Here is a 21553-nt window from a genome sequence, read left to right on the forward strand (position 1 = left end):
TTACTCGTGGCTTCCCGCGAAGCCGTCGCCCACGCTGGCCGCGACCTGCAGAAACGCCTCCCGCGTGTCCTCCTGCAGCCGGTCCAGGTCGATTTCGGCGCCCTCCTCCAGATGCGGGTCGTAGGGCACCTGGATCACGGCACGGCAGCGGGCGGCGAAGTGGGCCTCCAGCTTCTTGATGTCGACCGCCGACTTCGAACGCGGCCTCACGCTGCACAGCACCACCGTCGCCTCGCGCACCAGGCCGCCGTAGTGGTGGGCCTCCAGCCAGTCGAGCGTCGCCGAGGCCGCCCGCGCGCCGTCGACCGAGGGCGAGCTGACCAGCACGATCTGGTCGGCCAGGCCCAGCACGCCGCCCATGGCCGAGTGCAGCAGGCCGGTGCCGCAGTCGGTGATGCAGATCGAGTAGAAGTTCTCCAGCACCTGCGAGACGGCCTGGTAGTCGGCGCCGCTGAACGCCTCCGACACCGACGGGTCACGGTCGGACGCCAGCACCTCCAGCCGCGACGGCGCCTGCGACGTGAACGCCCTGATGTCGACGTAACGCTTGACCTGCTCGCGCTCGTTGAGCAGGTCGCGCACGGTCGCGGACGTCTCCAGCTCCAGCTTGTCGGACAGGGTGCCGCGGTCGGGGTTGGCGTCGATGGCGATCACCCGGTCGCCGCGCATCTGCGCCAGCGTCGCGCCCAGGCCGACCGTGGTCGTGGTCTTGCCCACGCCGCCCTTCAGACTCAGCACCGCCACCCGGTGGTGACCTGCGGCCACGGGGGTGCGGGCCCTGGCCATCAGCGCGCGGCGGCGCCTGACCTCCGGGGGCTCGCCCGGCTTGATCCAGCCGCCTGACGCCTTGTAGATCAGGCGGCGCCAGCCCTTGGACGGGGCGTTGCGGCGGCCGCGCAGCAGGGTCTCGGGGTCGAGGCTGTCGGCCGTGGGCCTGCCGGTGACGGGCGGCTTCGGCGGCGCGTTGAAGACCGGCGCGGGGGCCGGGCGGCGGCGCGGCTCGGGGCGCTGGAACTCGGGGGCCTGCCGGTGCCGCGGCTCCACGGCCTCCTGCGCACGCTCCTGGCGTTCCGGGCGCTCTGGACGCTCTGGGCGCTCCTGGCCGCCGAACGGGCGGTCGGCGGCCTCGGAGGGCCACTCGGGCCGCGCGTGCTCGCCCGAGCCCCACCGCAGCCGGATCGGCTCCGACGCCCGCTCCTGCTCCGCGGCCCCCCAGCCGACGCGATCGGGCAGCTCACGCTCCCCAGCGCCCGAACCACCCCGCTCGGGCCCCTCGGGCTGCTGATGCTCCCCAGAGCCCCAACCAAGCCTCTCGGGCCGCTCATGCTCCCCAGAACCCCAGCCGGGCCTCTCGGCCTGGTCCTGCTTCTCGGACGCCCAGCCGCCCCGCTCGGGCCGGTCGTGCTCGCCGGAGCCCCAGCCGGGGCTGTCGGCCGGGTCCGGGCGGTCGGGTTCGGTCCGGTCGGGGGTCCAGACCGGGCGGTCGGAGGTCTCGGGGTCCGGCTCGCCCGCGTCGTCGGACGGCGGGGTGTCGGCGACGGCCGGCTGTGGCGCGGTGTCCTCGCGGGACGCGGGCCGCCAGGCCGGGGGCGCCGGCCAGGGCAGGTTCTCCTCCGTCTGCTCCTCGGCCCGCTCCGGCGCCGGCTCCTCGGGCCGGGGCAGCGGCCGCAGCGGCGCCATGAACGCCTCGTCGGCGGACACCGTACGGGCGGCGGCGGGCTCGGCCTGGTCCGGCCACTCCCCCGCCTCACTCCCGGCCGAGGGCGCAGGCGGCGGCTCCTCAGCCGCGGCGGCCCCGTACACCGAGTCGACCGCGGCCCGGAACAGCGGCGGGGGCGGCGTGTCGTGCTGCGGCACCGCGAGCCACGGGTCCTGCGGGTACGGCGACACGACGGCGGTGTCGTCGGCGGACGCCGACGACGCGCTGACCTTGACCGGAGCGTCTTCCGTCTCCTTGATGGCGTCGAGCCAGGCCAGCTGTTCCTCGAGGGATTCTTCCCGATCGTGCCTTGCCACCGTGTTCCCCCTGTGGGTCTAAAGGGGCAGCAAATACTTCGCAGGTTAACGTCAAGAGTGGAGGGTAACGCCGCCAACCCACAACTTCTCTGCCCCGTTACCGTGGATCGCATGCGAGCCATCGAGATCACCCGCAGCGGCGGGCCAGAGGTGCTGGAATGGCGTGAGGTGCCGGATCCGCGGCCGGGGCGCGGCGACGTGCTCGTCGAGGTGACGGCCTCCGCGGTCAACCGGGCGGACGTGCACCAGCGCATGGGCCGCTACGATCCGCCGCCCGGCGCGCCGGCCTACCCGGGGCTCGAGGTGTCCGGCGTGGTGGCCGAGGTCGGCGCGGACGTGGAGCAGTTCAAGGCCGGCGACGAGGTGTGCGCGCTGCTGGCCGGGGGCGGCTACGCCGAGCGCGTGAGCGTGCCGTGGCAGCAGGTCATGCCGGTGCCGCAGGGCGTGCGGCTGGTGGAGGCCGCCGGGCTGCCGGAGGTGGCGTGCACGGTGTGGTCGAACGTGTTCATGACGGCGCGGCTGCGGCGCGGCGAGACGCTGCTGGTGCACGGCGGGGCGAGCGGGATCGGCACGTTCGCGGTGCAGCTCGCCAAGGCGCTGGGCGCGCGGGTGGCGGCGACGGTGGGGTCGGCGGCCAAGGCCGAGCGGGTCAGGGAGCTGGGCGCCGACGAGGTGGTCAACTACCGCGAGGAGGACTTCGCGGACAAGGTCGAGGCGGATGTGATTCTCGACATCATGGGCGCCAAGTACCTGTCCGGAAATATCCGGGCGCTGCGTACGGGCGGGCGGCTCGTCGTCATCGGCCTCCAGGGCGGCCGCAAGGCCGAGCTCGACCTGGGCGCGCTGCTGGCGAAGCGCGCCTCGGTCCACGGCACCACGCTGCGTTCCCGGCCCGTCGACGAGAAGGGCGCCATCGTCCGCAGCGTCGTCGACAACGTATGGCCGCTGGTCAGCGCCGGGGCCGTGCGTCCCGTCGTGTACGCCGAGCTGCCGATGTCCGACGCCGCCGAGGCGCATCGAATGGTCGATTCCGGGGAGCACGTCGGGAAGATCCTGCTAGTACGGTGAGACGTATGAATGCTGAGGACAACAACACCCCCCACATCGTGGTGGTGGGCCCCGACTTCCAAGGTCAGGGCGATAACGGCGAGGAAGAGCGGTCGGTCACCAACCTGGTCGAGCAGCCCGCCAAGGTGATGCGCATCGGCAGCATGATCAGGCAGCTCCTGGAGGAGGTGCGCGCGGCTCCTCTCGACGAGGCCAGCCGCAAGCGGCTGAAGGAGATCCACGAGTCCTCCATCAAGGAGCTCGAGGACGGCCTGGCGCCGGAGCTGGTCGAGGAGCTGGAGCGGCTGTCGCTGCCCTTCACCGACGACAACGGCGCGGTTCCCAGCGACGCCGAGCTGCGCATCGCGCACGCCCAGCTCGTGGGGTGGCTCGAAGGGCTCTTCCACGGCATCCAGACGACGCTGTTCGCGCAGCAGATGGCCGCCAGGGCCCAGCTGGAGCAGATGCGCAGGGCGCTGCCCGGCGTGCCGCAGGGGGAGGACCAGCCGCGGCCGCACGGCTCCGGCCCCTACCTGTAAAGCTCCTCCAGCACCCGCGCGACGCCGTCGTCGTCGTTGGCCTCGGTCACATGGTCGACCGCCGCCAGCACGCCGGGGTGCGCGTTGGCGACCGCGTAGGACGTGCCTGCCCAGCTCAGCATGGGCAGGTCGTTCGGCATGTCGCCGAACGCCACGACCTCCGACGCCTTGATCTCGTGCCGCTCGGCGAGCGTGGCCAGCGCCGTGGCCTTGGTGACGCCGTGGGCGCTCATCTCGATGAGGCTCCGGCCGCTGGAGTGGGTGGCGGTCACCAGATGGCCCACGAGGCCCTGCACGGTCGCGTGGAGGGTGTCGGGGTCCATCTCGGGGTGCAGAGCCAGGAGCTTGGCGCAGGGGCGCCCCGTGAGCGTCTCGCAGCCGGCGTCGAGCCCCTGGACGGCCTTGCGGTCCCAGCTCCCGAGCGGGAAATCTGACTCGTGCGCAAAACCGCCTTCATACTCGACCGAAAAGGCGAGTTCGGGCACGTTCGCTCGAAGCTGAGCGACGACTTCCTCCAGCACCTCCGCGTCGATGAGGTGAGATTCAACTATCCGTTCGGTATGCAGATCGTAGATCAGCGCACCGTTGGCGCAGATGGCCAGGCCACGGTGGCGCAACGCGCCCGCCACGCCGCCCATCCAGCGGGGCGGCCGCCCGGTCACGAACACGAGCATGGCTCCGGCATCCTCCACCTTGGCGAACGCGGCAGCCGTGCGGGGAGACACGGTTCCGTCGGTACGCAGGGCAGTGCCGTCCAGGTCGGTGGCCACTAGACGCGGCGCGGGAAGGCTGTACATAACAGGTTCCAGTTTGCCCGGTGATGCGACCGGCCAGAAATCTTCCTACCGACGGGAACACCAACGCGCCAGAATGGTGTTAGATGTGGAGGCGTTGTATTAGCTGATCCCGTAGTGAAAACCAGCATGACATTGTCTGAGCCACCCCGGGTGCTTGCTGTACGACACACCGGGACCCACGAGGTGTGGGTCCCATAGATTCACATCCTGAGGGAGAGCTTTTATGGCTCAGGGAACCGTCAAGTGGTTCAACGCTGAGAAGGGCTTCGGCTTCATCGCCCCGGACGGCGGTGCGCCGGACGTGTTCGTGCACTTCTCCGAGATCGTCGGCAACGGCTACCGCAGCCTTGAAGACGGCCAGCGGGTCGAGTTCGAGATCACGCAGGGACAGAAGGGGCCGCAGGCCTCCCAGGTCCGTGCCATCTGACCTGTAGCAGCGAGACAGGCCGGGGTTCGCTTCCAGCGGGCCTCGGCCTTTCGCATTCCGGACTGAACCCCGGCCGATCCCGTGCCGATCCCGGGCCGATCACGGATGTGACTCGATTCACATCCCCGCCGAACCACGCGGCCTTTCGCGACATCAAGCCATATATGAGGCATGCGTGGTTATCGCACCCCGCGACGCTCGTCGCGGCACTCGTTCTGCTTCTCAACGACCACCTGCTCAAACACGCCTGGTCAAGCCCTGTCACGGGCAAGCTCAGCGACGTGGCCGGGCTGGTGGTCGCGCCGCCTCTGGTGGCCCTCCTGCTGTGCCGCCGCGCCGATCTGGCGGCCACACTCCTGACCGGTGTGCTCTACACGCTCGTGAAAACGACGGAGACGGGCGCTGAGGCCGCCTCCCATGTCTGGACAGCCGTGGCGGGCCCGTCGCGCGTCCTGACCGATCCCACGGATCTTCTGGCCCTGCCGGCGCTCGGCCTGGCGTGGTGGATCCGGCGGCGCAGCCTCACGGGCGTCCCGCGGCGCTGGCTCGTGATCACCACCATGCCGCTGGCCGTGCTCGCCGTCACCGCCACCGCGGCGGCGCCCGGTCCCCCGGCCGCCCACGTCGTCGTGGTACGCGAGGACTCCATCGTGGTCGCGGGCGAGTCCATGGGCCCGCTGGCGTCCTCCGACGGCGGGCGCACGTGGACGGACTGGAAGAGCGAGAGGGCGTCGGCCGCTCTGGAAGGCGACGAGCCGCCGATCGGCCCCGCATGGGACGGGCAGGAGCTCGGCCCCGGCCAGCGCGCCGCCTGCCTGCGCGAGCACTGCTACCAGATCGTCGAGGGCGCGATGAAGGTCATGCGCTCCGGCGACGGCGGCGCGACGTGGGACCCCGGCTGGGAGGTGTCGCCGGGGCGCGTCAAGATGCTGGAACGCGCCCTCTCCGACGGCGCTCCCATCGTGTCGAGGTCGCTGGCCGTCCAGGAACACGGCGACGGGCACGTGGTCGTCGTGGCCAACGGCCGCGACGGCGTGGCCGTGAAGGACGCCGACGGGGCCTGGCGGCGGCTCGGCCTCACACCCCAGGGCGAGCTGTCGGACGCCGCGGCGATCCCGCTGAGCCGGTCCGCCGACGTCTCCGGCGAGATGCGGGTCGCCGCGCTGGCCGCCGTCCTGGCGGCCCTGGCCGGGCTGAGCGCGCAGGCCGCGCGGCCCACCCGCCGCACCCGCCCCTGGGCGGTCGTGGCGCTGGCCGCCGGAGGCGCCCTGGTCATGGCGCCGTGGCCGTACGAGTACTGGCTCTTGCCCGTGACCCCGCTGTGGATGGCGGCCATGTTCGTCGGAGGCGTCCTGCTGATCTCCGCGATGATCGTGGCCGCCTCGCTCGTCTCCGACGCGTGGCTCGGCGCGCGCGGCGTCTGGCGTGCCGTGGGCGCCGGGGTGCTGGTCGGGGTGGGCGTGGCGGCGCCGTTCAGGGCGTGGAGCGCGGGCCTGGTGGACGACTACGGCCTCGCCCTGGCGGCCGCCGCCCTGCTCGGCGTCGGGGCCGCCGCCGCCGGGCTCGTCACGCTGCGCAGGCGCGCCCTGCTGGAGGCACGCGAGCCGCGGCCGGACGCGTACACGCTCCCAGGACGCGGCTGACGGCCCGCGCGGGCCGTCAGCCGGCGATGGGCTACTTGGCGGGCTCCAGCACGTCCAGGCCCACGTACGGGCGCAGCGCGGCGGGCACCACGACCGAGCCGTCGGCCTGCTGGTGGTTCTCCAGGATGGCGACGATCCAGCGGGTCGTGGCCAGCGTGCCGTTGAGCGTGGCCAGATGCTGCGGCTTGCCGTCCTTGTCCCGGTAGCGGACGGCGAGCCGGCGCGCCTGGAACTCGGTGCAGTTGGACGTCGAGGTCAGCTCGCGGTAGCGGCCCTGCGTGGGGATCCACGCCTCGCAGTCGAACTTGCGCGCCGCCGACATGCCGAGGTCACCGGCCGCCGTGTCGATGATCCGATACGGGACCTCGATCTTGGCGAGCATCTCCTTCTCGTACTCAAGCAGCCGCTGGTGCTCGGCGGCGGCGTCCTCGGGACGCACGTAGGAGAACATCTCGACCTTGTCGAACTGGTGGACGCGGATGATGCCCCGGGTGTCCTTGCCGTAGGAGCCCGCCTCGCGGCGGAAGCACGACGACCAGCCCGCGTAGCGCAGCGGCAGCTCGTCACCGCCGATGATCTCGTGCGCGTGGTAGCCCGCCAGCGACACCTCCGACGTGCCGACCAGGTAGAGGTCGTCGTCAGGCAGACGGTAGATCTCCTTGTCGTGGGCCACGTGGAACCCGGTGCCCTGCATCGTCTCCGGCTTGACCAGCACCGGCGTGATCATCGGCGTGAACCCGCGCTCGATCGCGTGCTGCATCGCCATGTTGAGCAGGCCGAGCTGCAGCCTGGCGCCCACGCCCTTGAGGAAGAAGAACCGCGAGCCGGACACCTTGGCGCCGCGCTCCATGTCGATGGCGTCGAGCCGCTCGCCCAGCTCCAGATGGTCCTTCGGCTCGAAGTCGAACACCCGGGGCTCGCCGTGCGTCTCCAGCACGACGTAGTCGTCCTCGCCGCCGGGCGGGGCGGCCTCCTCGACGATGTTGGGCACCGTCTGCAGGACCTCGTCGAGCTCGCCGGCCAGCTTTTCGGCCTCGGCCTCGGCGGACTTGACCTGCGAGGCGAGCTCCTTGGCCCGCTGGAGCAGCGCGGCCTTCTCCTCGCCCTGCGCCTTGGAGACCGACTTGCCCATGCTCTTCTGCTCGGCGCGCATGGCCTCGAACGAGGTCAGCGCGGATCGGCGGCGCTCATCGAGCGCGAGCAGCGTGTCGACGACGGAGTCGTCCTCACCGCGGGCACGCTGCGACGCCCGTAGCCGGTCGGGATCCTCACGAAGGGTACGCAGGTCAATCACAAGGAAAGGCTACCGGCGCGGGCCCCTCACCCGCTCCCGGATTAGACCTCGCCGGCGCGGACACGGGCCAGCCAGCCCGCCGCCTCGGCGAACTCCGCGTCGGCGGTGCCCCGCTTGATCTGCGGCGCCACCCCGTCCGCGCGCGGATAACTGCCCAGGAAGCGCACCTCGCCGCAGATGCGGTGCAGCCCGGAGATCGCCTCTCCCACCCGCGCGTCGGCCACGTGACCCTCGAAGTCGAAGTGGAAGAAGTAGCGGCCGATGCCGTTGCCGGTGGGCCGCGACTCGATCCGGCTCAGGTTGACGCCGCGCACCGAGAACTCGGTCAGCATCTCCAGCAGCGCGCCCGGATGGTCGTCGGCCAGGAAAGCCACCAGCGTGGTGCGGTCGGAGCCGGTCGGCTCGGGCAGCGGGCCCGGCCTGCTCACCCTGACGAACCGGGTCACGGTGTCGGACCGGTCGCCGATGTCGCCCACCAGCTCGACCAGGCCGTAGTGCTCGCCCGCGATGCGCGCCGCGATGGCCGCGTCGTACGGCGAGCCCGGCAGCGACACCTCCTGGGCCGCCGCGGCGGTCGACGGCGCGGACACCACGACCGCGTCGGGCAGCTCGCGCGACACGAACGCCCGGCACTGCGTGATCGCCGCCGGATGCGTGTAGACGCGCTTGATGTGCACCAGCTCGGTGTCGGGCCTGGCCAGCAGCGAGAACCGCACCGGCAGCAGCAGCTCGGCGGTGATCAGCAACGGCTCGCCCCAGGCGAACTCGTCGAGCGTCGTCGTGATGCCGCCCTCAAGGGAGTTCTCCAGCGGCACCACGGCCCCGTCGGCCTCGCCGCTCCGCACCGCGTTGAGCGCGGCAGGCACGGTGGCGCACGGCAGGCGCTCGGCCCCTGGCTCCAGCAGCCGCAGGGCCTCCTCGGTGAAGGTCCCCTCCGGTCCGAGATACGCGAGTCTGGGCATACTCACAGGGTATCCGCAGGTTGACGAGCCGCGTCGGGTATTTCGGAACGCCGTTTCGGCAGCCACCAGCCCAGCAGCCACACCAGGGCCAGCGCCCCCAGTCCGAAACCGTTCTGCACGATCTTGCCGAGCACCGGGCTGACCACCGGTATCTCCGCCGCCTTCAGCGACACCCCCCACCACGGGACCGGCACCACGTAGTACAGCCACACCCCCGCGGCCACCCGCAGCCGCACCGGATCGCGCCCGTCGCCCACGATCGCCCCCAGCACCACGACCACCCAGGCCAGATGGTGGATCCAGGCGACCGGCGACAGCAGCACCGCCATCAGCCCCACGAGCGCCACCGCGCGCACCCCGTCACCCGCCCGGTACGCCTCACGCGCGGCGCGGAACCCGTACCACCCGACCACCGCCACCAACGCCAGCCAGATCACCGTCGTCAGCGCGTCCGGCATGTACAGGCGGATCAGCATGCCGCGCATCGACTGGTTCGTCGTGGCGGCGTTCGCCCCCAGCCGCTCGGAGTCGAGCAGCGCCCCGAACCAGAAGTCCACCGCGTCCTGCGGCACCACCGCGAACGGCAGCAACGTCAGCAACGCCGTCACGAACGACGCCATGAACAGCGTCCGCCACTGCCGCGTCACCAGCAGATAGATCAGGAAGACGCCCGGCGTCAGCTTGACCGCCGTCGCCACCCCGATCAGGAACCCGCGCGGCCACCACGGCCGCCGCGCCACACAGTCCGCCAGGCACAGCGCCACCAGCAGGATGTCCACCTGCCCGAACCGCACCTGGTCGCGGATCGGCATCAGGTACGTGCACGCCACCATCAGGAACGCGAACACCCACGGCGCGTACCTGCCGCCCAGCACCCGCCGGAACGCGAACCCCACCGCCACGGCCAGCGCGACGAAGATCCCCGCCGTCCACGCCCACTGCGCCGTCTCCCACGACATCGCCGCGAGGCCCGCCGCCATCATCGCCGCCACCGGCGGGTACGTGAACGGCAGCAACTGCGGCGCCGGGGTGAAATAGTCGTAGACCGGACGCCCGTCGAGCAGCATCCGCCCGCCGGTACGGTAGACGTCGAGGTCCACCAGGCGCTGGTCGTCCGGGTTCGTCAGCCAGTGCTGCACCAGCGGCGTCACAGCCGCCGCGACGACCAGCACCGCCACGGCCCACGCCCACCACTGCCGCCGCCACGGCGCCTCGACACTCGTCACGGTGTGGCACGTTACCGTGGCTGTTGTTCACCGAGCGCGCCAACACCGGGGGTTCCGCACATGCCGCAAGCCACCTTCCGCGCGCCCTCCCCCCTCCCCAAGCACGGGAGCGACCTCCCGGAAGGCCAGCACAACCTCCCCGAGCGCCTGCGCGCTCTCCCCGCACGCCAGCACGACCTTCCAGGGCACCTGAGCGACCTCCCTGGGCGCCTGCCCGGTCTCCCCGAGCACCAGCGCAACCTCCCCGGCCGCCAGGGCACCCTCCCCGAGCACAGGAGCGACCTCTCCGGGCGCTGGCACGACCTCCCCGGGCATGGGCGCGAGCTCTCCGGGCGCCGGTGCGGCGAGTACGCGGTACGGCGGAGGTCGGCGCAACGGGTACGGCGAAGCGGCGCACAAGGCGCACGGCGACCGGCCCTCGGCGCACTGGCCGCCCTGCTGCTCACCCTCATGCTCACCACCGTCCTGGCAGCACCCGCCTCGGCCACCACCGCGCCGGCCACGACCGCACCGGCCACCGCCGCACCCGGCCGGGTGGCGCTCATCGGCGTCCCCGGCCTGGAGTGGAGCGACCTCGACGAGTCCCGCACCCCCAACCTGTGGAAACTCGTCACCCAGGGCGCCTCCGCCTCCATGTCCACCCGCGCCGTCCCGCCCCCGGACCGCGGCATCACCTGCCCGGTCGCCGGCTGGCTCACCGTCTCTGCGGGCCAGCGCGCGGGCACCCCCGGCAAGGGCTGCCCGCCCACCCCCGCCCCCCGGCCCACCGCGGACGGCGGCGCGGCGGTCCCCGGCTGGGCCGAGCTGTCCGCCCACCAGGCCGACACCGGGTACGCCGCCCAGCTCGGCACCCTCGGCCAGTCCGTGGCCGACGCCGGAGGCAAGGCGGCCGCGATCGGGCCGGGAGCCGCGCTCGCCGCCGCCGACAAGGCGGGAAATATCACCCGATACGCCGACACCCCCGAGGCCCTCCCGGACCCGTCCGCCTACACCCTGATCGTCCTCGACGCCCCCGAACTCGCCGACGCCTGGTCCCACCGTCCCCTCGACCAGTACGGCGTCCCCACCGCCATGCCCGCCGCCACCCGCCACGCCGCCGTGGCCAAGGCCGACGCCCGGATCGGCGCGTTCCTCGCCACCCTCCCGCCCGGCTTCACCACCCTCGTCGCGGGCATCTCGGACGTCACCCCCAGCGCCCACCTGCACGTCGCCATCGCCGCCGGCCCCTCGCCCACAGGCCAGCCGTACGGGCCCGGCCACCTCACCGCCACCTCCACCCGCCAGGACGCCCTCGTCACCATCTCCGACCTGACGGCCACGGCCATCCAGCTCACCGGCGCCGAACACCCGCGCCAGGTCGTCGGCCGCCCCTGGCAACCGAACGGCGCCGCGGCCACCCCGGCCGAAACGGTCACCGGCCTGGCGGACGCCGACCTGGCCAGCCAGGTCCTCCGCGAGGTCCGCGGCCCCTTCTTCGCCGTCTTCGTCGCCGTGCAGCTCCTCTTCTACGCCTTCGCCGCCCTGGCCCTACGCCGCCGCCGCACCCCCGAAGGCCACCCCACACAAGCCGGACACCCCACCCCACAGACCGACCAGGCCCGGACCGAAGAACTCGGCACCGCAGACCGCTCAGCCCAGGCCGAAGAGGCCGGGACCGCAGACCGCCCGACCCAGGGCGGAGAAACCGGGGCCGCAGGCCGTCCGGCGTCTCCGGGAGCGGCCCAGGGCGGGCGGTCGCCCCATGCCACCGGCAGTGGGCTCCGGGCGGCTGGGGGGATCGATGTGGCCAGTGCCTCACGGTTGCTGGTGGCCGTGCAGGTGGTGTCCGTCGTGAGTGGCGCCATCGCCGTGTCGACGTTCCTCGCCCAGCTGGTCCCGTGGTGGAGCCTGGGGGCGCCGATGACGGCGCTGATCGGCACCATCCTGGCCACCGCCGCCCTCATCACCGGTCTGGCGTTCGCGGGCCCGTGGCGGGCGCACGTGCTGGGCCCGCTGACCGTGGTGGCGGCCGTGACGTCGGTGGCGATGCTGGTGGACGTGATGACCGGCTCCACCCTCCAGGTGAACGCGGTGTCCGGCTACGAGCCCGTCACGGGCGGCCGCTTCTACGGCTTCAGCAACATCGCGTTCGCCATCTACGCGACGGGCACGATCCTGGCCCTGGCCGGGGTGGCGCAGTGGCTGAACGGCCGGGGGACGCCGCGGGTCGTGGTGATGGCGGTGTGCGCGGCGTACGGCGGGCTGGCGGTGTTCGCCGACGGGTGGCCGTCGTGGGGCGCCGACTTCGGCGGGGTGCCGGCGTTCGTGGTGGGGCTGGCGGTGTTTCTCATCCTCCTGTCGGGACGCCGGGTGTCGATCGTGAAGCTGCTGCTGGTGGGCCTGGCCGGGGCGGTGCTGATCGGCGCGATCGCGGTGTTCGACTGGCTGCGCCCGGACAGCCAGCGGACGCATCTGGGCACGTTCGTCCAGCAGATCATCGACGGTCAGGCGTTGACCGTGGTGGCCCGCAAGTTCGGGGCGATGGTGGGCGTCACGGTGGGGAACTGGTCGCTGACCCTCCTGTCGCTGGTCGCGCTGGCCTTCCTCTTCCTGGTGCTGAACCGGCCGTCGCGGTGGGGCGCCTCGGCGCTCGGCCAGGCGTACGCGCTGGCGCCCACGCTGCGTGCCGGGCTGTTCGGCGCGCTGACGTGCGCGCTCATCGGTTTCCTCATGAACGACTCGGGCATCGCCATCCCGGCCATGGCGCTGACCGTGGCGGTGCCGCTCACGCTCGCGGCGTGTGTAAGGGCCTTGCAGCTCGCCGCGCCCACCACAGCAGGGCCGCCGTCAGGGCCAGCAGCGCCCACGGCGTCATCTGGCCGCGCACGACGCTCCTGAGCCATTCGAGGTCGTCGGGCAGCACGTAGACCCGGGCCGGCAGGTAGGCCAGCGACAGCACGAGCAGGTGGGCGACGAGGAACTGGTCGAGCGTGGACGCGGCGACCAGGGCCAGCACCCCGAACGCCAGCCCGTCGTACCAGGGAAGCACGTAGGGCGAGGCGAACAGGTAGGCGACGACCAGCACCAGCGCCACCACCGCCGCGCTCTCGCCTGCGGGCCCGCGCGCCGCCCGGGTCACCCGGAACAGCGACCAGGCGATGAGCGCGAGCAGCAGCAGCGAGCCGATCTGGATCTCGCCCCGGTAGGCGCTGCCGGTGCCGACGATCTCCTGCAGCCAGCCCTGGACGAGCTTCCACGGCGAGGCGTGGGAGATCGACTTGCTGGTGCGGGTCACGGGCCCGACGGCCTCGGCCCCGACGAGGACGTAACCGGCGACCACCACCGCGAGCGCGATCCCGGCCACGAGGGCCAGCCGGCCGGGCCGCCGCCGCATCTCCCACGCGGGCCCGAGCGCCACGAGGCCGACGTTGACCTTGGCGGCGACCCCCAGCCCCAGCAGCGCGCCGGTGGCCAGGGCGCCGCCCCTGGACGGCAGGCCGTTCGCCAGCAGGGCGGCCACCACGCACGCGATGGCCAGCGTGTCGACGTGCATGCCCGCGACGAGCTGGTAGAGCAGCAGCGGGTTGGCCGTCCACAGCAGCGCGGCGCGCACGCGCCTGGCCGGGTCGTGCCGGGTGAAGCGGTCGATCAGGAGCCCGGTCGCGACGAAGGCGGCGGAGTTGACCAGCGCGAGAACGAAGATCGTGAGGCGCAGGGAGTCGCCGCCCACCCAGCTCGCCAGGGCCTGCACGAACGTGGCGACGGGCCCGTAGACGCTCGGCTCCTCCCGCCACGGCTCCTCGACCGCGTCGGCGATCGGGTCGCCGGGCAGGTCGGTCGCGCCGTGGGAGTAGGGGCTCAGGCCGAGCGTGAGCATGCGCCCGTAGGCGGCGTAGTTGAGGTGGTCACCGGAGCCGGACGGCGGCAGGAACGCCAGCACCCCGGCGGCCACGCAGCCGAGCGCCACAAGACGGCGGGCGACCAGAGAGCGGGCGACGCCCCCGCGCGAGGGCAGGACGCTCAGCCCGGCGAGCAGCCCGGCGGCGCCCAGGACGAGCGCGGCGGCGGCCATCGCGACGACCAGGTGCGGATCGGGCGCGGCGGACAGCGAGAACGGCGGATGCCAGGCCGCGCCGGTCAGCGCGGGCACCAGGGCGGACGGGCCGAGAAGACCGATGGTGATCGTCAGCAGGATCGACGCGACGATCGCCGCCGTGGCCAGGACGGCCACCGGCGTGGCGGCCGGCGCGGCGGCGGCCCCGGCACTCCGGGTCTCGGAAGTCACCCGCAAATTCCAGCACACTCGCCACGCCCGCCCGGACGCCGATCTCCAGCCTGTGGAAAACGTGACGGGGCGGTCAGCGCCGCAGCTTGCCGAGGTTGTCGGCGACCACCGGCTCGCGGCTGGCCAGGGCCAGCGCCACGTCACGCAGCTGCCGGGCCCGGTGGAGCTGCGCCCGCCAGTCGGAACCGGTCGCCCGGTGGGCCATCTCCACCTCCACCTCGCGGACGCGGAAGCCCTTGCGCAGCAGGTCGATGGTCAGCGCGGTCTCCACGCCGAAGCCGTGCGCCAGCGGCCGGGCCGCCTCGAAGGCGTCGCGGGTGAGGCAGCGCTGCCCGTTGAGCGGCTGGGTGGCCTCGAAGCCGGTCGCGCGGCGGATGCCGTCGCGGGAGACGCGGACGACGATGCCGTGGCCGGCGAGCTTGACCCTGGTGGCGAAGACCGCGATGGTCATGTCGGCCTCGCCGGTGCGCACGGGCTCGATTAACGGGGCCGCGGCCTGCGCGGTGCCGGCCAGGTCGGCGTCGAGGAACAGCAGGTGGCGCGGGATCTCGCCGTCGAGGAGCCGGACGGCTTCGGCGCCCGTCTCCATCGCGGCGGCCTTGCCGCGGTTGCGGCTGTGGCGGACCACCCTGGCCCCCGCCGCGCGCGCCACCCGGCCCGTCGGGTCGGTCGAGCCGTCGTCGACGACCACGACGAGGTCGACGCCGGGCAGGCCGAGCGCCGCCTCGACGGTGAGACCGATGCGGTCGGCCTCGTTCTTGGCCGGGACGACCACCGCCGTGTCGGCCGTCATGAGCCCTCGGCGATGAGGAACTCCTGCGGCACCTCGTCATGCACGGTGAACACCGAGTCGAGCCCGGTGACCTGCAGGATCTTGCGCACGGCGGGGCGCGGGGCGGCGACGTCGAGCGCGCCTCCCTGCTCCTTCATCCGTTTGAGCGCCGAAAGCAGCACGTTCATCCCCGTGGAGTCGCAGAAATCCACGGCGGACATGTCGATGACCACGCGGCTGGGCCCCTCCTGCAGCAGTCGCGTGAACTCCGACTGCAGGTGGGGTGCCGTATAGAGGTCGATTTCACCGGCGATCACGACGAGTGCGTGGCCGGCATGTGATCGAGTCGAGACCTTGAGCTCCACATGGGCAGGCTAGCGGCGCGAGCGCCCCGGGTCACGTTGTCACGCCGATAGGGCGACGACCGGTATGGAGCGACGCCGGGAAACGACGGGTTCTTGGCCGAGGCTCGCGAGAGACTTTGACCGCCGGCCGCGAGGTCGTACGAGAGTCGCCGTTTGGGCTCCACGGCGACGGAGAGTACGCGAAACTTGACGGTGCGAAACCTTGGGGTCCGGCGACGGCCCCACTTCACACAGGAGGAGGGGCTGGGCTGGAACCCGCGGGCCCGATCGTCCATGAACACAGACCGACTCGAAGATCCGCAGCGTCAGAGGCTCCGCGAACACCTGGAGGCCATCCTCATCCGCTCCGAGAAGGCCACCTCGTGGCATGACGAGGCCGCTCGCCTGCGCGGCCTGGTCAACCATGAGGGGTACGTGCCGGTCCGCACCCGGTTGGCGGGCGTGGACCTCGACTTCCTGGCGGGCGCCCGGGAGGACCTGCTGAGGTTCTCGGAGCTGGGGCTCCGGCTGCTCGACCTGCACCAGCCGCGCGACGCCGGGGGCATCACCAGCGACGCCGCGCATCCGATCCTGCGGTGCCGGAGCTGCATGTGGCGCTGGCCCTGCCCGACATTCCGCGCTATTTCCGACTCGTTCAACGCGCCTCCGGAGTCCGCCCTCCCGGAGTCGGCCTGACGGCGCCCACCCCGGCCCCTCACGGAGCCCGCCTGACGGCGCCCTGAGCGGGCCCTCCCCCCTCCACCGAAGCCGCAGCCGTAGCCGAAGCCGTAGCCGCAGCCGAACCCGTAGCCGAACCCGCTGGGAGCCGGATCTCGAACCGGCACCCAGGCCCCTCGTTGACCACGCCGATCGTCCCGTCGTGCGCTTCGACGAGGCCCCGGGCGATCGCCAGCCCGAGCCCCGCCCCGCCGTCGGCGGTCGGCGTCCGCGCCGCCTCGCCCCTGAACGCCACGTCGAACACCCGCGGCAGGTCCTCTGCGGGGATTCCGCCGCAGCAGTCGGAGACCGACAGGCAGGCCAGCCCGTCGTCGAGCCCGGCGCGCAACACGACGTCGCGCCCCGGCGGCGTGTGCCTGATCGCGTTCGCCACCAGGTTGAGCAGCGCCCGGCCGAGGGCTCCGGCATCGGCCGTGACCGGCGGCGCCGCGCCCGCCTCGGCCGTCAGCCGCACCCCTTTGGCGCGGGCCAGCGGCTCGGCCCCGGCGAGCGTGTCGGCGACCAGGTCCGCCAGCCCGATCCCGCTGCGCGACAGCCGCAGCGCCCCGGCGTGGATCCTGGACAGCTCGAACAGGTCGTCGACCATGGCCGACAGCCGGTCCACCTCCAGCCGGATCTGGGCGTGATAGCGGCCGACGGTCGCGGGATCGGACACCACGCCGTCCTCCAGCGCCTCGGCCATGGCGCGCATCCCGGCCAGCGGGGTGCGCAGGTCGTGACTGACCCAGGCGACGAGCTCGCGCCGGGCTCCCTCCAGGGCGCGTTCGCGCGCGTACGCCTCCTCCAGGGTGGTGGCGATCGTCTGGAGCTCGGCGGGCAGCCCGCGCGGCGCGCTGAACGGGACCTCGCGGACGGCGGCGACGAGCCGCCTGCTCTCCCCCACCACCCGCCTGGCCAGCACGAACGCGACTCCGAGCCCCACCAGGCCGCCCACCGCGACGACGCTGAGCACGATGTCGCGCGCCGGGCCTTCGAGGATCATGCGCATGGTGATCGCCACCACGCCGGCCAGGGTCGCCACGACCGCGACCACCACGACGACGGCCAGCATCACGCCGATCGAGCGGGTGCGCAGGCGGCCCATCACGGCCAGGCCGAGCCCGGCCACCAGGAGCCCGAGCCCGGCGGTGACGGCGACGATCATGCCGAGGTCGCCGGTCATGCCAGCGGCTCGTAGCGGTAGCCGACCCCCCAGACCGTGACGATCCTTCGTGGTTCGGTCGGATCCGGCTCGATCTTCTCGCGCAGCCGCCTGACGTGCACGGTCACGGTGGAGGAGTCGCCGAACGACCAGCCCCACACCTGGTCGAGCAGCGCCGAGCGGCTGAACGCCTGGCGGGGGTTGCGCATCAGGTAGGCGAGCAGGTCGAACTCGCGGGCGGTCAGCATCACCGGCGCGCCGCCGAGCCGGACCTCGTGCGCGCCCACGTCCACGACCAGGTCGCCGTCGCGGAGCACACCGGTGCCGGCGGTGACGGCTGCGCCGCGGGCGCGGCGCAGCACCGACTGGACGCGCAGCGCCAGCTCGCGGGGGCTGAACGGCTTGGTCACGTAGTCGTCGGCGCCGGTCTCCAGCCCGGCCACGCGGTCGATCTCCTCGCCGAGCGCGGTCAGCATGATCACGGGCACGGGCCAGCGTTCCCTGAGCTTCCTGCACACCTGGAGGCCGTCGAGCTTGGGCAGCATCAGGTCAAGCACCATCAGGTCGGGCGGGCTGGCCAGCGCGCGGCGCAGCGCCTCCGCACCGTCGCCGACGCACTCGACCTCGTGCCCGTCGCGCTCCAGGTAGCGGGCGACCACCTCGGACACGGTCGGATCATCCTCGACCACCAGGATTCGGGTGCTCACCCCTGCACGGTACGGCGCGGACCTGATCGGGCGGCACCCGCGTCATCGGTTCGTAAGGGTCGCAGATCGTCCCGGCAGGACGTACGGTGGCCTCATGGGTCGAGTAATCATGCTCGTGCTGGGCGCACTGCTTGCGCTCTTCGTGTTGTTCAACTTCATCGTCCCGATGGTTCTGGGGCTTCTGAAGGTCGCTCTCATCATCGGCGTCGTGGCCGTGCTGGTGTTCATCGTGGTCACGATGGTCGGTAAGTCCTCGTCGGCACGGTGACGCTCTTCCTGTTCGATCCGTGGCTCATCGCCGTGACCATGGTCGCGGTCCTGTTGCTGGCCTCCTGGGCCGCCAGGCTGCTGCCTGTCCTCGGCGGTGAGCCGTCCGGGTTTCCGCTGGTCTACGCGCGGCGCACGGCTTTCCAGCGCCAGCGCGATCCCGACGCGGCCGGGCGGCCCCGGCCGCGAGCGCCATCGGCGCGCCCCGCTTTCCGGTAAGCGGGGCTCATCCGAGCCCTGAGGTTCTCTCCCATGAGAAGGGCTCATGATCGACTCTCTTGTCACGTTCGTCATCGGCATGTCCGGGGGCCACGCCGCGCTCGGGATCGTGCTGTTCACGCTGGCGGTGCGGCTGCTGTTGCTGCCTCTGGCCGTCAAGCAGGCGCGCAGCGCCCGGGTCAGGGAACGGCTCGCGCCCAGGCTGCGGGCGCTCCAGAAGCGCTACGGGCGCGATCCGGCGAAGCTGGCCGGCGAGACGCGCGCCCTCTACGCCAAGGAGGGCACGTCGCCGTTCGCCGGGGTCCTGCCGGGGCTGGCGCAGTTGCCGTTCATGTGGCTGATGTACCGGGTGGCGACGCATCCGACCGCGCTGGCGGGGCACGACCTGTTCGGCGCGCCGCTCGGGCAGCACGTGGCCGCGATAACGGTGAATTACGGTCTGTTCAGCGTGCCGGTTTTGGTCTTTACACTCGTCATCACTCTGATGGCGCTGGTGGCGTGGTGGATGTCACACAGGACCAAGGCCATGATGACCGAGGAGCAGCCGGAGCTCATGCGCCGGATCATGCCGCTGCTGCCGTTCGGCTCGCTGCTGGCCGCGGCGGTGCTTCCCCTGGCCGCCGGGCTCTACCTGCTCGTGTCGACGGCCTGGACGGCCGGAGAGCGCGCGGTGCTGGCTACCCGGCCTCTCTGAGCGCGTGCACCTGCCCGTTGTTCACGGTCCCCGTGGGCGCGGGCAGGATCGCCCACACCGTGGTCGTGTCGCCGTCGTGGCGAACCCCCCAGCTCTCCGCGACGTACTCGACGATGCCCAGCCCACGGCCGCCCAGTGACGACAGCGCCGGCCGGCCCGCCCGCGGCTCGGTCGCCGCTCCCCCGTCGCTCACGGCGACCTCGATGTGATCGTCGCTGCGCAGCCAGGTCACCTTCACCATGCCCGACGGCAGCGGATGCGCATGCCTCAGCGCGTTGCTCAGCAGCTCGCTCACCACGAGGACGGCGTCGTCGATCGCGGCGGTGAACACCCCGCAATCCTGCAGGTCGGTGCTCAGACGCTGGCGGGCAACGGCGACGCTGGACGGCGCGTACGGCAGCAGCACCACGCTTGACACACCCACCTCCCCGCTCCCAGTGCCCCCCGCGGGAACACTCCCCGGTACGACCGAAATGCCCCGTTACTCAATCCCAGAAACCGCATCTCGATCACAGCTTGTACACATCGGACGATAGATCAGCTCAACCGTGACCACCTCGTTACCGCATCGGTGTGTCGGATCCGATAGGGGATGCACGCTTGAGCACGAGTCTCATACGGGTGCCGCCGCCGGGCCCCGGATGGGCGCTCACCTCGCCGCCCTGGGCCCTGGCCAGGCTCCGCACGATGTAGAGGCCTAAGCCGACCCCGCCGAACCGTCTTCGGTCACCGCTGTCGACCTGCACGAACCGTTCGAAGATCCGCTCCCGGTCGGCCGGCGCGATGCCCACGCCCTCGTCGTCGACGACCACGACCAGCGCGCCGTTCTCGGGCCGCGCGGAGACGCTGATCAGGCCGCCCTTGGGCGAGTACTTGAACGCGTTCTCCAGCAGTTGCGCGAGCACGATGTCGGTGGCCAGCGCGTCGCCCATCGCGAGCGGCAGCCCGTCGGCGACGCTCACCTCGACCCGGTGGCTGTCGGACAGCACGGGTAAGCCCAGCGTGGCCGCGCGCACCCGCTCGGCCAGGTCGAACGGCTCGTCCCTGACCACCTGCTCCTCCGCGCCGGCCCGCGCGCCCAGCAGCAGGTGGTCCATGAGCTGCCCGAGCGACCTGGACCGCTCGGCGATCGTGTGCACGGCGGAGCGGCGCTCGGCGTCGCTCAGCTTGTCCCAGCGGGAGTCGAGCGTGCTGGCGAAGCCGCGCACGATCGTGATCGGGGTGCGCAGCTCGTGGCTGGTCGTGGCCAGGAACAGGTCCTTGGCCTCCTCCAGCTCCTTGGCCGCGGTCACGTCGCGGAAGTCGACGACCAGCTCGCCGGTCTCCTGGATGCGCGCGCCCACCACGTCCAGCCAGCGCCCGTCGGCGAGCTGGACCGTCAGCTTCTCGCCCGGGGCGGGCTGCGGGAACGGCGGCGGCTGCCCCACGGCCTCCTCGGCCGGGACGGCGGTCAGCCGGGCGGCGGCCGGGTTCCAGCGCAGCACCCGCCCCTCGCGGTCGAGCACGGCGATGCCGTCGGCGCTGGCGTCGAACACCGCCCGCTCGTGGGCCCGCTGCCGCACCGCCTCCTGGTAGGCGACCGCGTTGCCGACGGCGATGCCGGCGTGCCCGGCCAGCAGCTCCAGCAGCTCCAGCTCCAGGTGGCCGGGCTTGCGCCGGGCGAACAGCGCGTAGAGCGCCCCGTACGGCCGCCCGCCGACGGCCGCCAGGCCGAGCGCGACCGTGTGCAGGCCCTTGAGGCTGGACCAGACCAGGCTGTCGAGCCCCTCCGACTCCAGCAGCACGGTCTTGCCGGTGCGCAGCAGCTTGCCGACGAGGCTGTTGTGCAGGTCGGTGGTGGTGCCCTTGGGCACGTCGGGAAGCTGGTAGGTGCTGACCAGCCGCAGCCGGTCGCCCTCGATGAGCACGAACCCGCCCGCGTCGGCCCCGGTGAGCTCGGTCAGGCTGGCCGAGATCCGGTCGAGCACGGCGGGCAGCTCCAGCTCGGCGTTGATGTCGCCGACCACGTCGGTCAGCCGCCGCACCAGCCGGGCCCGGCGGGCCATCCGGTTCTTGGCGGCGTCGTCGGCCTGCACCAGGTGGTGGACGCACACGTAACCGGCGACGGCGCTGCCGATGCGCAGCGCGCTGATGTCGACCCGGACGTCCAGCACCTCGCCGTCGCCGCGCACGCGCTTGGTGCGCAGCGAGACCTGCCCGCCGGTGCGCACCCGCTCCAGCACCGCGTGGTGCTCGGCGGTCAGCTCGTCCGGCACGATCGGCGCCCGGCGGCCCAGCATCGAGGCCGCCGTCAGGCCGAAGAGCCGCTCGGCCGCGGCGTTCCAGACCAGGACGGTCTGGTCCCGGTCGAGGACCACGACGGCATTGGGCGAGCTGTCGAGCACGGCACGGGCTATGTCATCGTCACTCCCAGCCCATTCGTCCCCCACGACTCCATAGTGCCCCCGGCGTGGCGG

Annotated in this window: 21 protein-coding genes; 9 read left to right on the forward strand and 12 right to left on the reverse strand. The window is 72.5% G+C overall.

From position 1 onward, the window contains the following. Nucleotides 1-2016 (reverse strand): AAA family ATPase, encoded by a 2016-nt coding sequence (locus tag AB0J53_RS03590; RefSeq protein ID WP_364168310.1) that lies wholly within the window; start codon nt 2014-2016, stop codon nt 1-3. Nucleotides 2017-2127: 111 nt separating this feature from the next. On the opposite strand from AB0J53_RS03590, the gene AB0J53_RS03595 reads away from it, so the two are divergent. Both AB0J53_RS03595 and AB0J53_RS03600 read left to right on the forward strand, forming a co-directional pair. After that, entirely contained in the window at nt 2128-3084 is a 957-nt protein-coding gene (locus tag AB0J53_RS03595) for an NAD(P)H-quinone oxidoreductase (protein WP_219498657.1), read from the forward strand. A gap of 5 nt (nt 3085-3089) precedes the next feature. After that, on the forward strand, nt 3090-3602 hold the full coding sequence (locus AB0J53_RS03600) for a bacterial proteasome activator family protein (RefSeq protein WP_364168312.1): 513 nt from the start codon (nt 3090-3092) through the stop codon (nt 3600-3602). Here AB0J53_RS03600 and AB0J53_RS03605 read toward each other — a convergent pair. Next, nucleotides 3593-4399 (reverse strand): HAD family hydrolase, encoded by an 807-nt coding sequence (locus AB0J53_RS03605; protein WP_219498652.1) that lies wholly within the window; start codon nt 4397-4399, stop codon nt 3593-3595. The genes AB0J53_RS03600 and AB0J53_RS03605 overlap by 10 nt on opposite strands. Before the next feature lie 223 nt (nt 4400-4622). On the opposite strand from AB0J53_RS03605, the gene AB0J53_RS03610 reads away from it, so the two are divergent. Both AB0J53_RS03610 and AB0J53_RS03615 read left to right on the forward strand, forming a co-directional pair. Continuing rightward, on the forward strand, nt 4623-4826 hold the full coding sequence (locus AB0J53_RS03610; RefSeq protein WP_043619750.1) for a cold-shock protein: 204 nt from the start codon (nt 4623-4625) through the stop codon (nt 4824-4826). A 164-nt stretch (nt 4827-4990) separates the two neighbouring features. After that, nucleotides 4991-6469 (forward strand): hypothetical protein, encoded by a 1479-nt coding sequence (locus AB0J53_RS03615; RefSeq protein ID WP_364168314.1) that lies wholly within the window; start codon nt 4991-4993, stop codon nt 6467-6469. A 31-nt stretch (nt 6470-6500) separates the two neighbouring features. Here AB0J53_RS03615 and serS read toward each other — a convergent pair whose 3' ends face one another. The 3 genes from serS to AB0J53_RS03630 are packed head-to-tail and all read right to left on the reverse strand — an operon-like array spanning nt 6501 to nt 9951. Continuing rightward, complete coding sequence (gene serS / locus AB0J53_RS03620; RefSeq protein WP_219498646.1) at nt 6501-7763, reverse strand: serine--tRNA ligase; 1263 nt, start codon at nt 7761-7763, stop codon at nt 6501-6503. A gap of 41 nt (nt 7764-7804) precedes the next feature. Continuing rightward, entirely contained in the window at nt 7805-8725 is a 921-nt protein-coding gene (gene pheA / locus AB0J53_RS03625) for a prephenate dehydratase (protein ID WP_219498644.1), read from the reverse strand. Nucleotides 8726-8727: 2 nt separating this feature from the next. Beyond that, the gene (locus AB0J53_RS03630) at nt 8728-9951 is read right to left on the reverse strand and encodes a glycosyltransferase 87 family protein (RefSeq protein WP_364168316.1); all 1224 of its coding nucleotides are present in this window, start codon (nt 9949-9951) and stop codon (nt 8728-8730) included. Nucleotides 9952-10011: 60 nt separating this feature from the next. On the opposite strand from AB0J53_RS03630, the gene AB0J53_RS03635 reads away from it, so the two are divergent. After that, the gene (locus tag AB0J53_RS03635; protein ID WP_364168317.1) at nt 10012-12828 is read left to right on the forward strand and encodes a hypothetical protein; all 2817 of its coding nucleotides are present in this window, start codon (nt 10012-10014) and stop codon (nt 12826-12828) included. On the opposite strand, the gene mptB is transcribed toward AB0J53_RS03635, so the two are convergent. From mptB to AB0J53_RS03650, 3 genes are all read right to left on the reverse strand, one after another. Next, nucleotides 12716-14215, reverse strand: a complete 1500-nt coding sequence (gene mptB / locus AB0J53_RS03640; protein ID WP_364168319.1) for a polyprenol phosphomannose-dependent alpha 1,6 mannosyltransferase MptB — start codon at nt 14213-14215, stop codon at nt 12716-12718. The two genes, AB0J53_RS03635 and mptB, sit on opposite strands and share 113 nt — an antisense overlap. Nucleotides 14216-14288: 73 nt before the next feature. Beyond that, nucleotides 14289-15008: a glycosyltransferase family 2 protein gene (locus AB0J53_RS03645; RefSeq protein ID WP_364168320.1), complete on the reverse strand. Its 720-nt coding sequence runs from the start codon at nt 15006-15008 to the stop codon at nt 14289-14291. Further along, nucleotides 15005-15352, reverse strand: coding sequence for an STAS domain-containing protein (locus AB0J53_RS03650; protein WP_082309855.1), 348 nt, complete (start codon nt 15350-15352; stop codon nt 15005-15007). The genes AB0J53_RS03645 and AB0J53_RS03650 overlap by 4 nt, the downstream gene beginning before the upstream one ends. A 273-nt stretch (nt 15353-15625) precedes the next feature. Between AB0J53_RS03650 and AB0J53_RS03655 the strand changes: the two genes are divergently transcribed. After that, nucleotides 15626-16027, forward strand: coding sequence for a hypothetical protein (locus tag AB0J53_RS03655; RefSeq protein WP_219498620.1), 402 nt, complete (start codon nt 15626-15628; stop codon nt 16025-16027). 19 nt (nt 16028-16046) lie between these two features. Here AB0J53_RS03655 and AB0J53_RS03660 read toward each other — a convergent pair whose 3' ends face one another. Both AB0J53_RS03660 and AB0J53_RS03665 read right to left on the reverse strand, forming a co-directional pair. Beyond that, nucleotides 16047-17231 carry a HAMP domain-containing sensor histidine kinase gene (locus tag AB0J53_RS03660; RefSeq protein WP_364168322.1) on the reverse strand — a complete coding sequence of 395 codons (1185 nt, stop codon included), beginning with the start codon at nt 17229-17231 and terminating at the stop codon, nt 16047-16049. Next, entirely contained in the window at nt 17228-17917 is a 690-nt protein-coding gene (locus AB0J53_RS03665; protein WP_219498615.1) for a response regulator transcription factor, read from the reverse strand. Before AB0J53_RS03665 ends, AB0J53_RS03660 begins: the two co-directional genes overlap by 4 nt. Nucleotides 17918-18026: 109 nt before the next feature. Here AB0J53_RS03665 and AB0J53_RS03670 point away from each other — a divergent pair, with 109 nt between their 5' ends. The 3 genes from AB0J53_RS03670 to yidC are packed head-to-tail and all read left to right on the forward strand — an operon-like array spanning nt 18027 to nt 19097. After that, nucleotides 18027-18185 carry a hypothetical protein gene (locus AB0J53_RS03670; protein ID WP_219498614.1) on the forward strand — a complete coding sequence of 53 codons (159 nt, stop codon included), beginning with the start codon at nt 18027-18029 and terminating at the stop codon, nt 18183-18185. Further along, the gene (locus AB0J53_RS03675; RefSeq protein WP_219498612.1) at nt 18182-18403 is read left to right on the forward strand and encodes a DUF6412 domain-containing protein; all 222 of its coding nucleotides are present in this window, start codon (nt 18182-18184) and stop codon (nt 18401-18403) included. Before AB0J53_RS03670 ends, AB0J53_RS03675 begins: the two co-directional genes overlap by 4 nt. Nucleotides 18404-18449: 46 nt before the next feature. After that, nucleotides 18450-19097: a membrane protein insertase YidC gene (gene yidC / locus AB0J53_RS03680; protein ID WP_364168325.1), complete on the forward strand. Its 648-nt coding sequence runs from the start codon at nt 18450-18452 to the stop codon at nt 19095-19097. Here the strand turns inward: yidC and AB0J53_RS03685 are convergent. Both AB0J53_RS03685 and AB0J53_RS03690 read right to left on the reverse strand, forming a co-directional pair. Beyond that, entirely contained in the window at nt 19081-19515 is a 435-nt protein-coding gene (locus AB0J53_RS03685; protein ID WP_308125557.1) for an ATP-binding protein, read from the reverse strand. The two genes, yidC and AB0J53_RS03685, sit on opposite strands and share 17 nt — an antisense overlap. A 142-nt stretch (nt 19516-19657) precedes the next feature. Next, nucleotides 19658-21481: an ATP-binding protein gene (locus tag AB0J53_RS03690; RefSeq protein WP_364168327.1), complete on the reverse strand. Its 1824-nt coding sequence runs from the start codon at nt 21479-21481 to the stop codon at nt 19658-19660. Nucleotides 21482-21553: the final 72 nt, after the last annotated feature.

The sequence above is a fragment of the Nonomuraea sp. NPDC049725 genome, from assembly GCF_040674795.1.
In the GTDB taxonomy this organism is placed as follows: Bacteria; Actinomycetota; Actinomycetes; order Streptosporangiales; family Streptosporangiaceae; genus Nonomuraea; species Nonomuraea ceibae.

What these genes read in the sequence shown, in the direction of transcription:
- pheA (WP_219498644.1), bottom strand. Translation starts at nt 8,725, where the DNA reads ATGCCCAGACTCGCGTATCTCGGACCGGAGGGGACCTTCACCGAGGAG.
- AB0J53_RS03610 (WP_043619750.1), top strand. Translation starts at nt 4,623, where the DNA reads ATGGCTCAGGGAACCGTCAAGTGGTTCAACGCTGAGAAGGGCTTCGGC.
- AB0J53_RS03655 (WP_219498620.1), top strand. Translation starts at nt 15,626, where the DNA reads ATGAACACAGACCGACTCGAAGATCCGCAGCGTCAGAGGCTCCGCGAA.
- AB0J53_RS03600 (WP_364168312.1), top strand. Translation starts at nt 3,090, where the DNA reads ATGAATGCTGAGGACAACAACACCCCCCACATCGTGGTGGTGGGCCCC.
- AB0J53_RS03645 (WP_364168320.1), bottom strand. Translation starts at nt 15,008, where the DNA reads ATGACGGCCGACACGGCGGTGGTCGTCCCGGCCAAGAACGAGGCCGAC.
- yidC (WP_364168325.1), top strand. Translation starts at nt 18,450, where the DNA reads ATGATCGACTCTCTTGTCACGTTCGTCATCGGCATGTCCGGGGGCCAC.
- AB0J53_RS03670 (WP_219498614.1), top strand. Translation starts at nt 18,027, where the DNA reads ATGCTCGTGCTGGGCGCACTGCTTGCGCTCTTCGTGTTGTTCAACTTC.
- AB0J53_RS03605 (WP_219498652.1), bottom strand. Translation starts at nt 4,399, where the DNA reads ATGTACAGCCTTCCCGCGCCGCGTCTAGTGGCCACCGACCTGGACGGC.
- AB0J53_RS03615 (WP_364168314.1), top strand. Translation starts at nt 4,991, where the DNA reads ATGAGGCATGCGTGGTTATCGCACCCCGCGACGCTCGTCGCGGCACTC.
- AB0J53_RS03595 (WP_219498657.1), top strand. Translation starts at nt 2,128, where the DNA reads ATGCGAGCCATCGAGATCACCCGCAGCGGCGGGCCAGAGGTGCTGGAA.
- AB0J53_RS03635 (WP_364168317.1), top strand. Translation starts at nt 10,012, where the DNA reads ATGCCGCAAGCCACCTTCCGCGCGCCCTCCCCCCTCCCCAAGCACGGG.
- AB0J53_RS03660 (WP_364168322.1), bottom strand. Translation starts at nt 17,231, where the DNA reads ATGACCGGCGACCTCGGCATGATCGTCGCCGTCACCGCCGGGCTCGGG.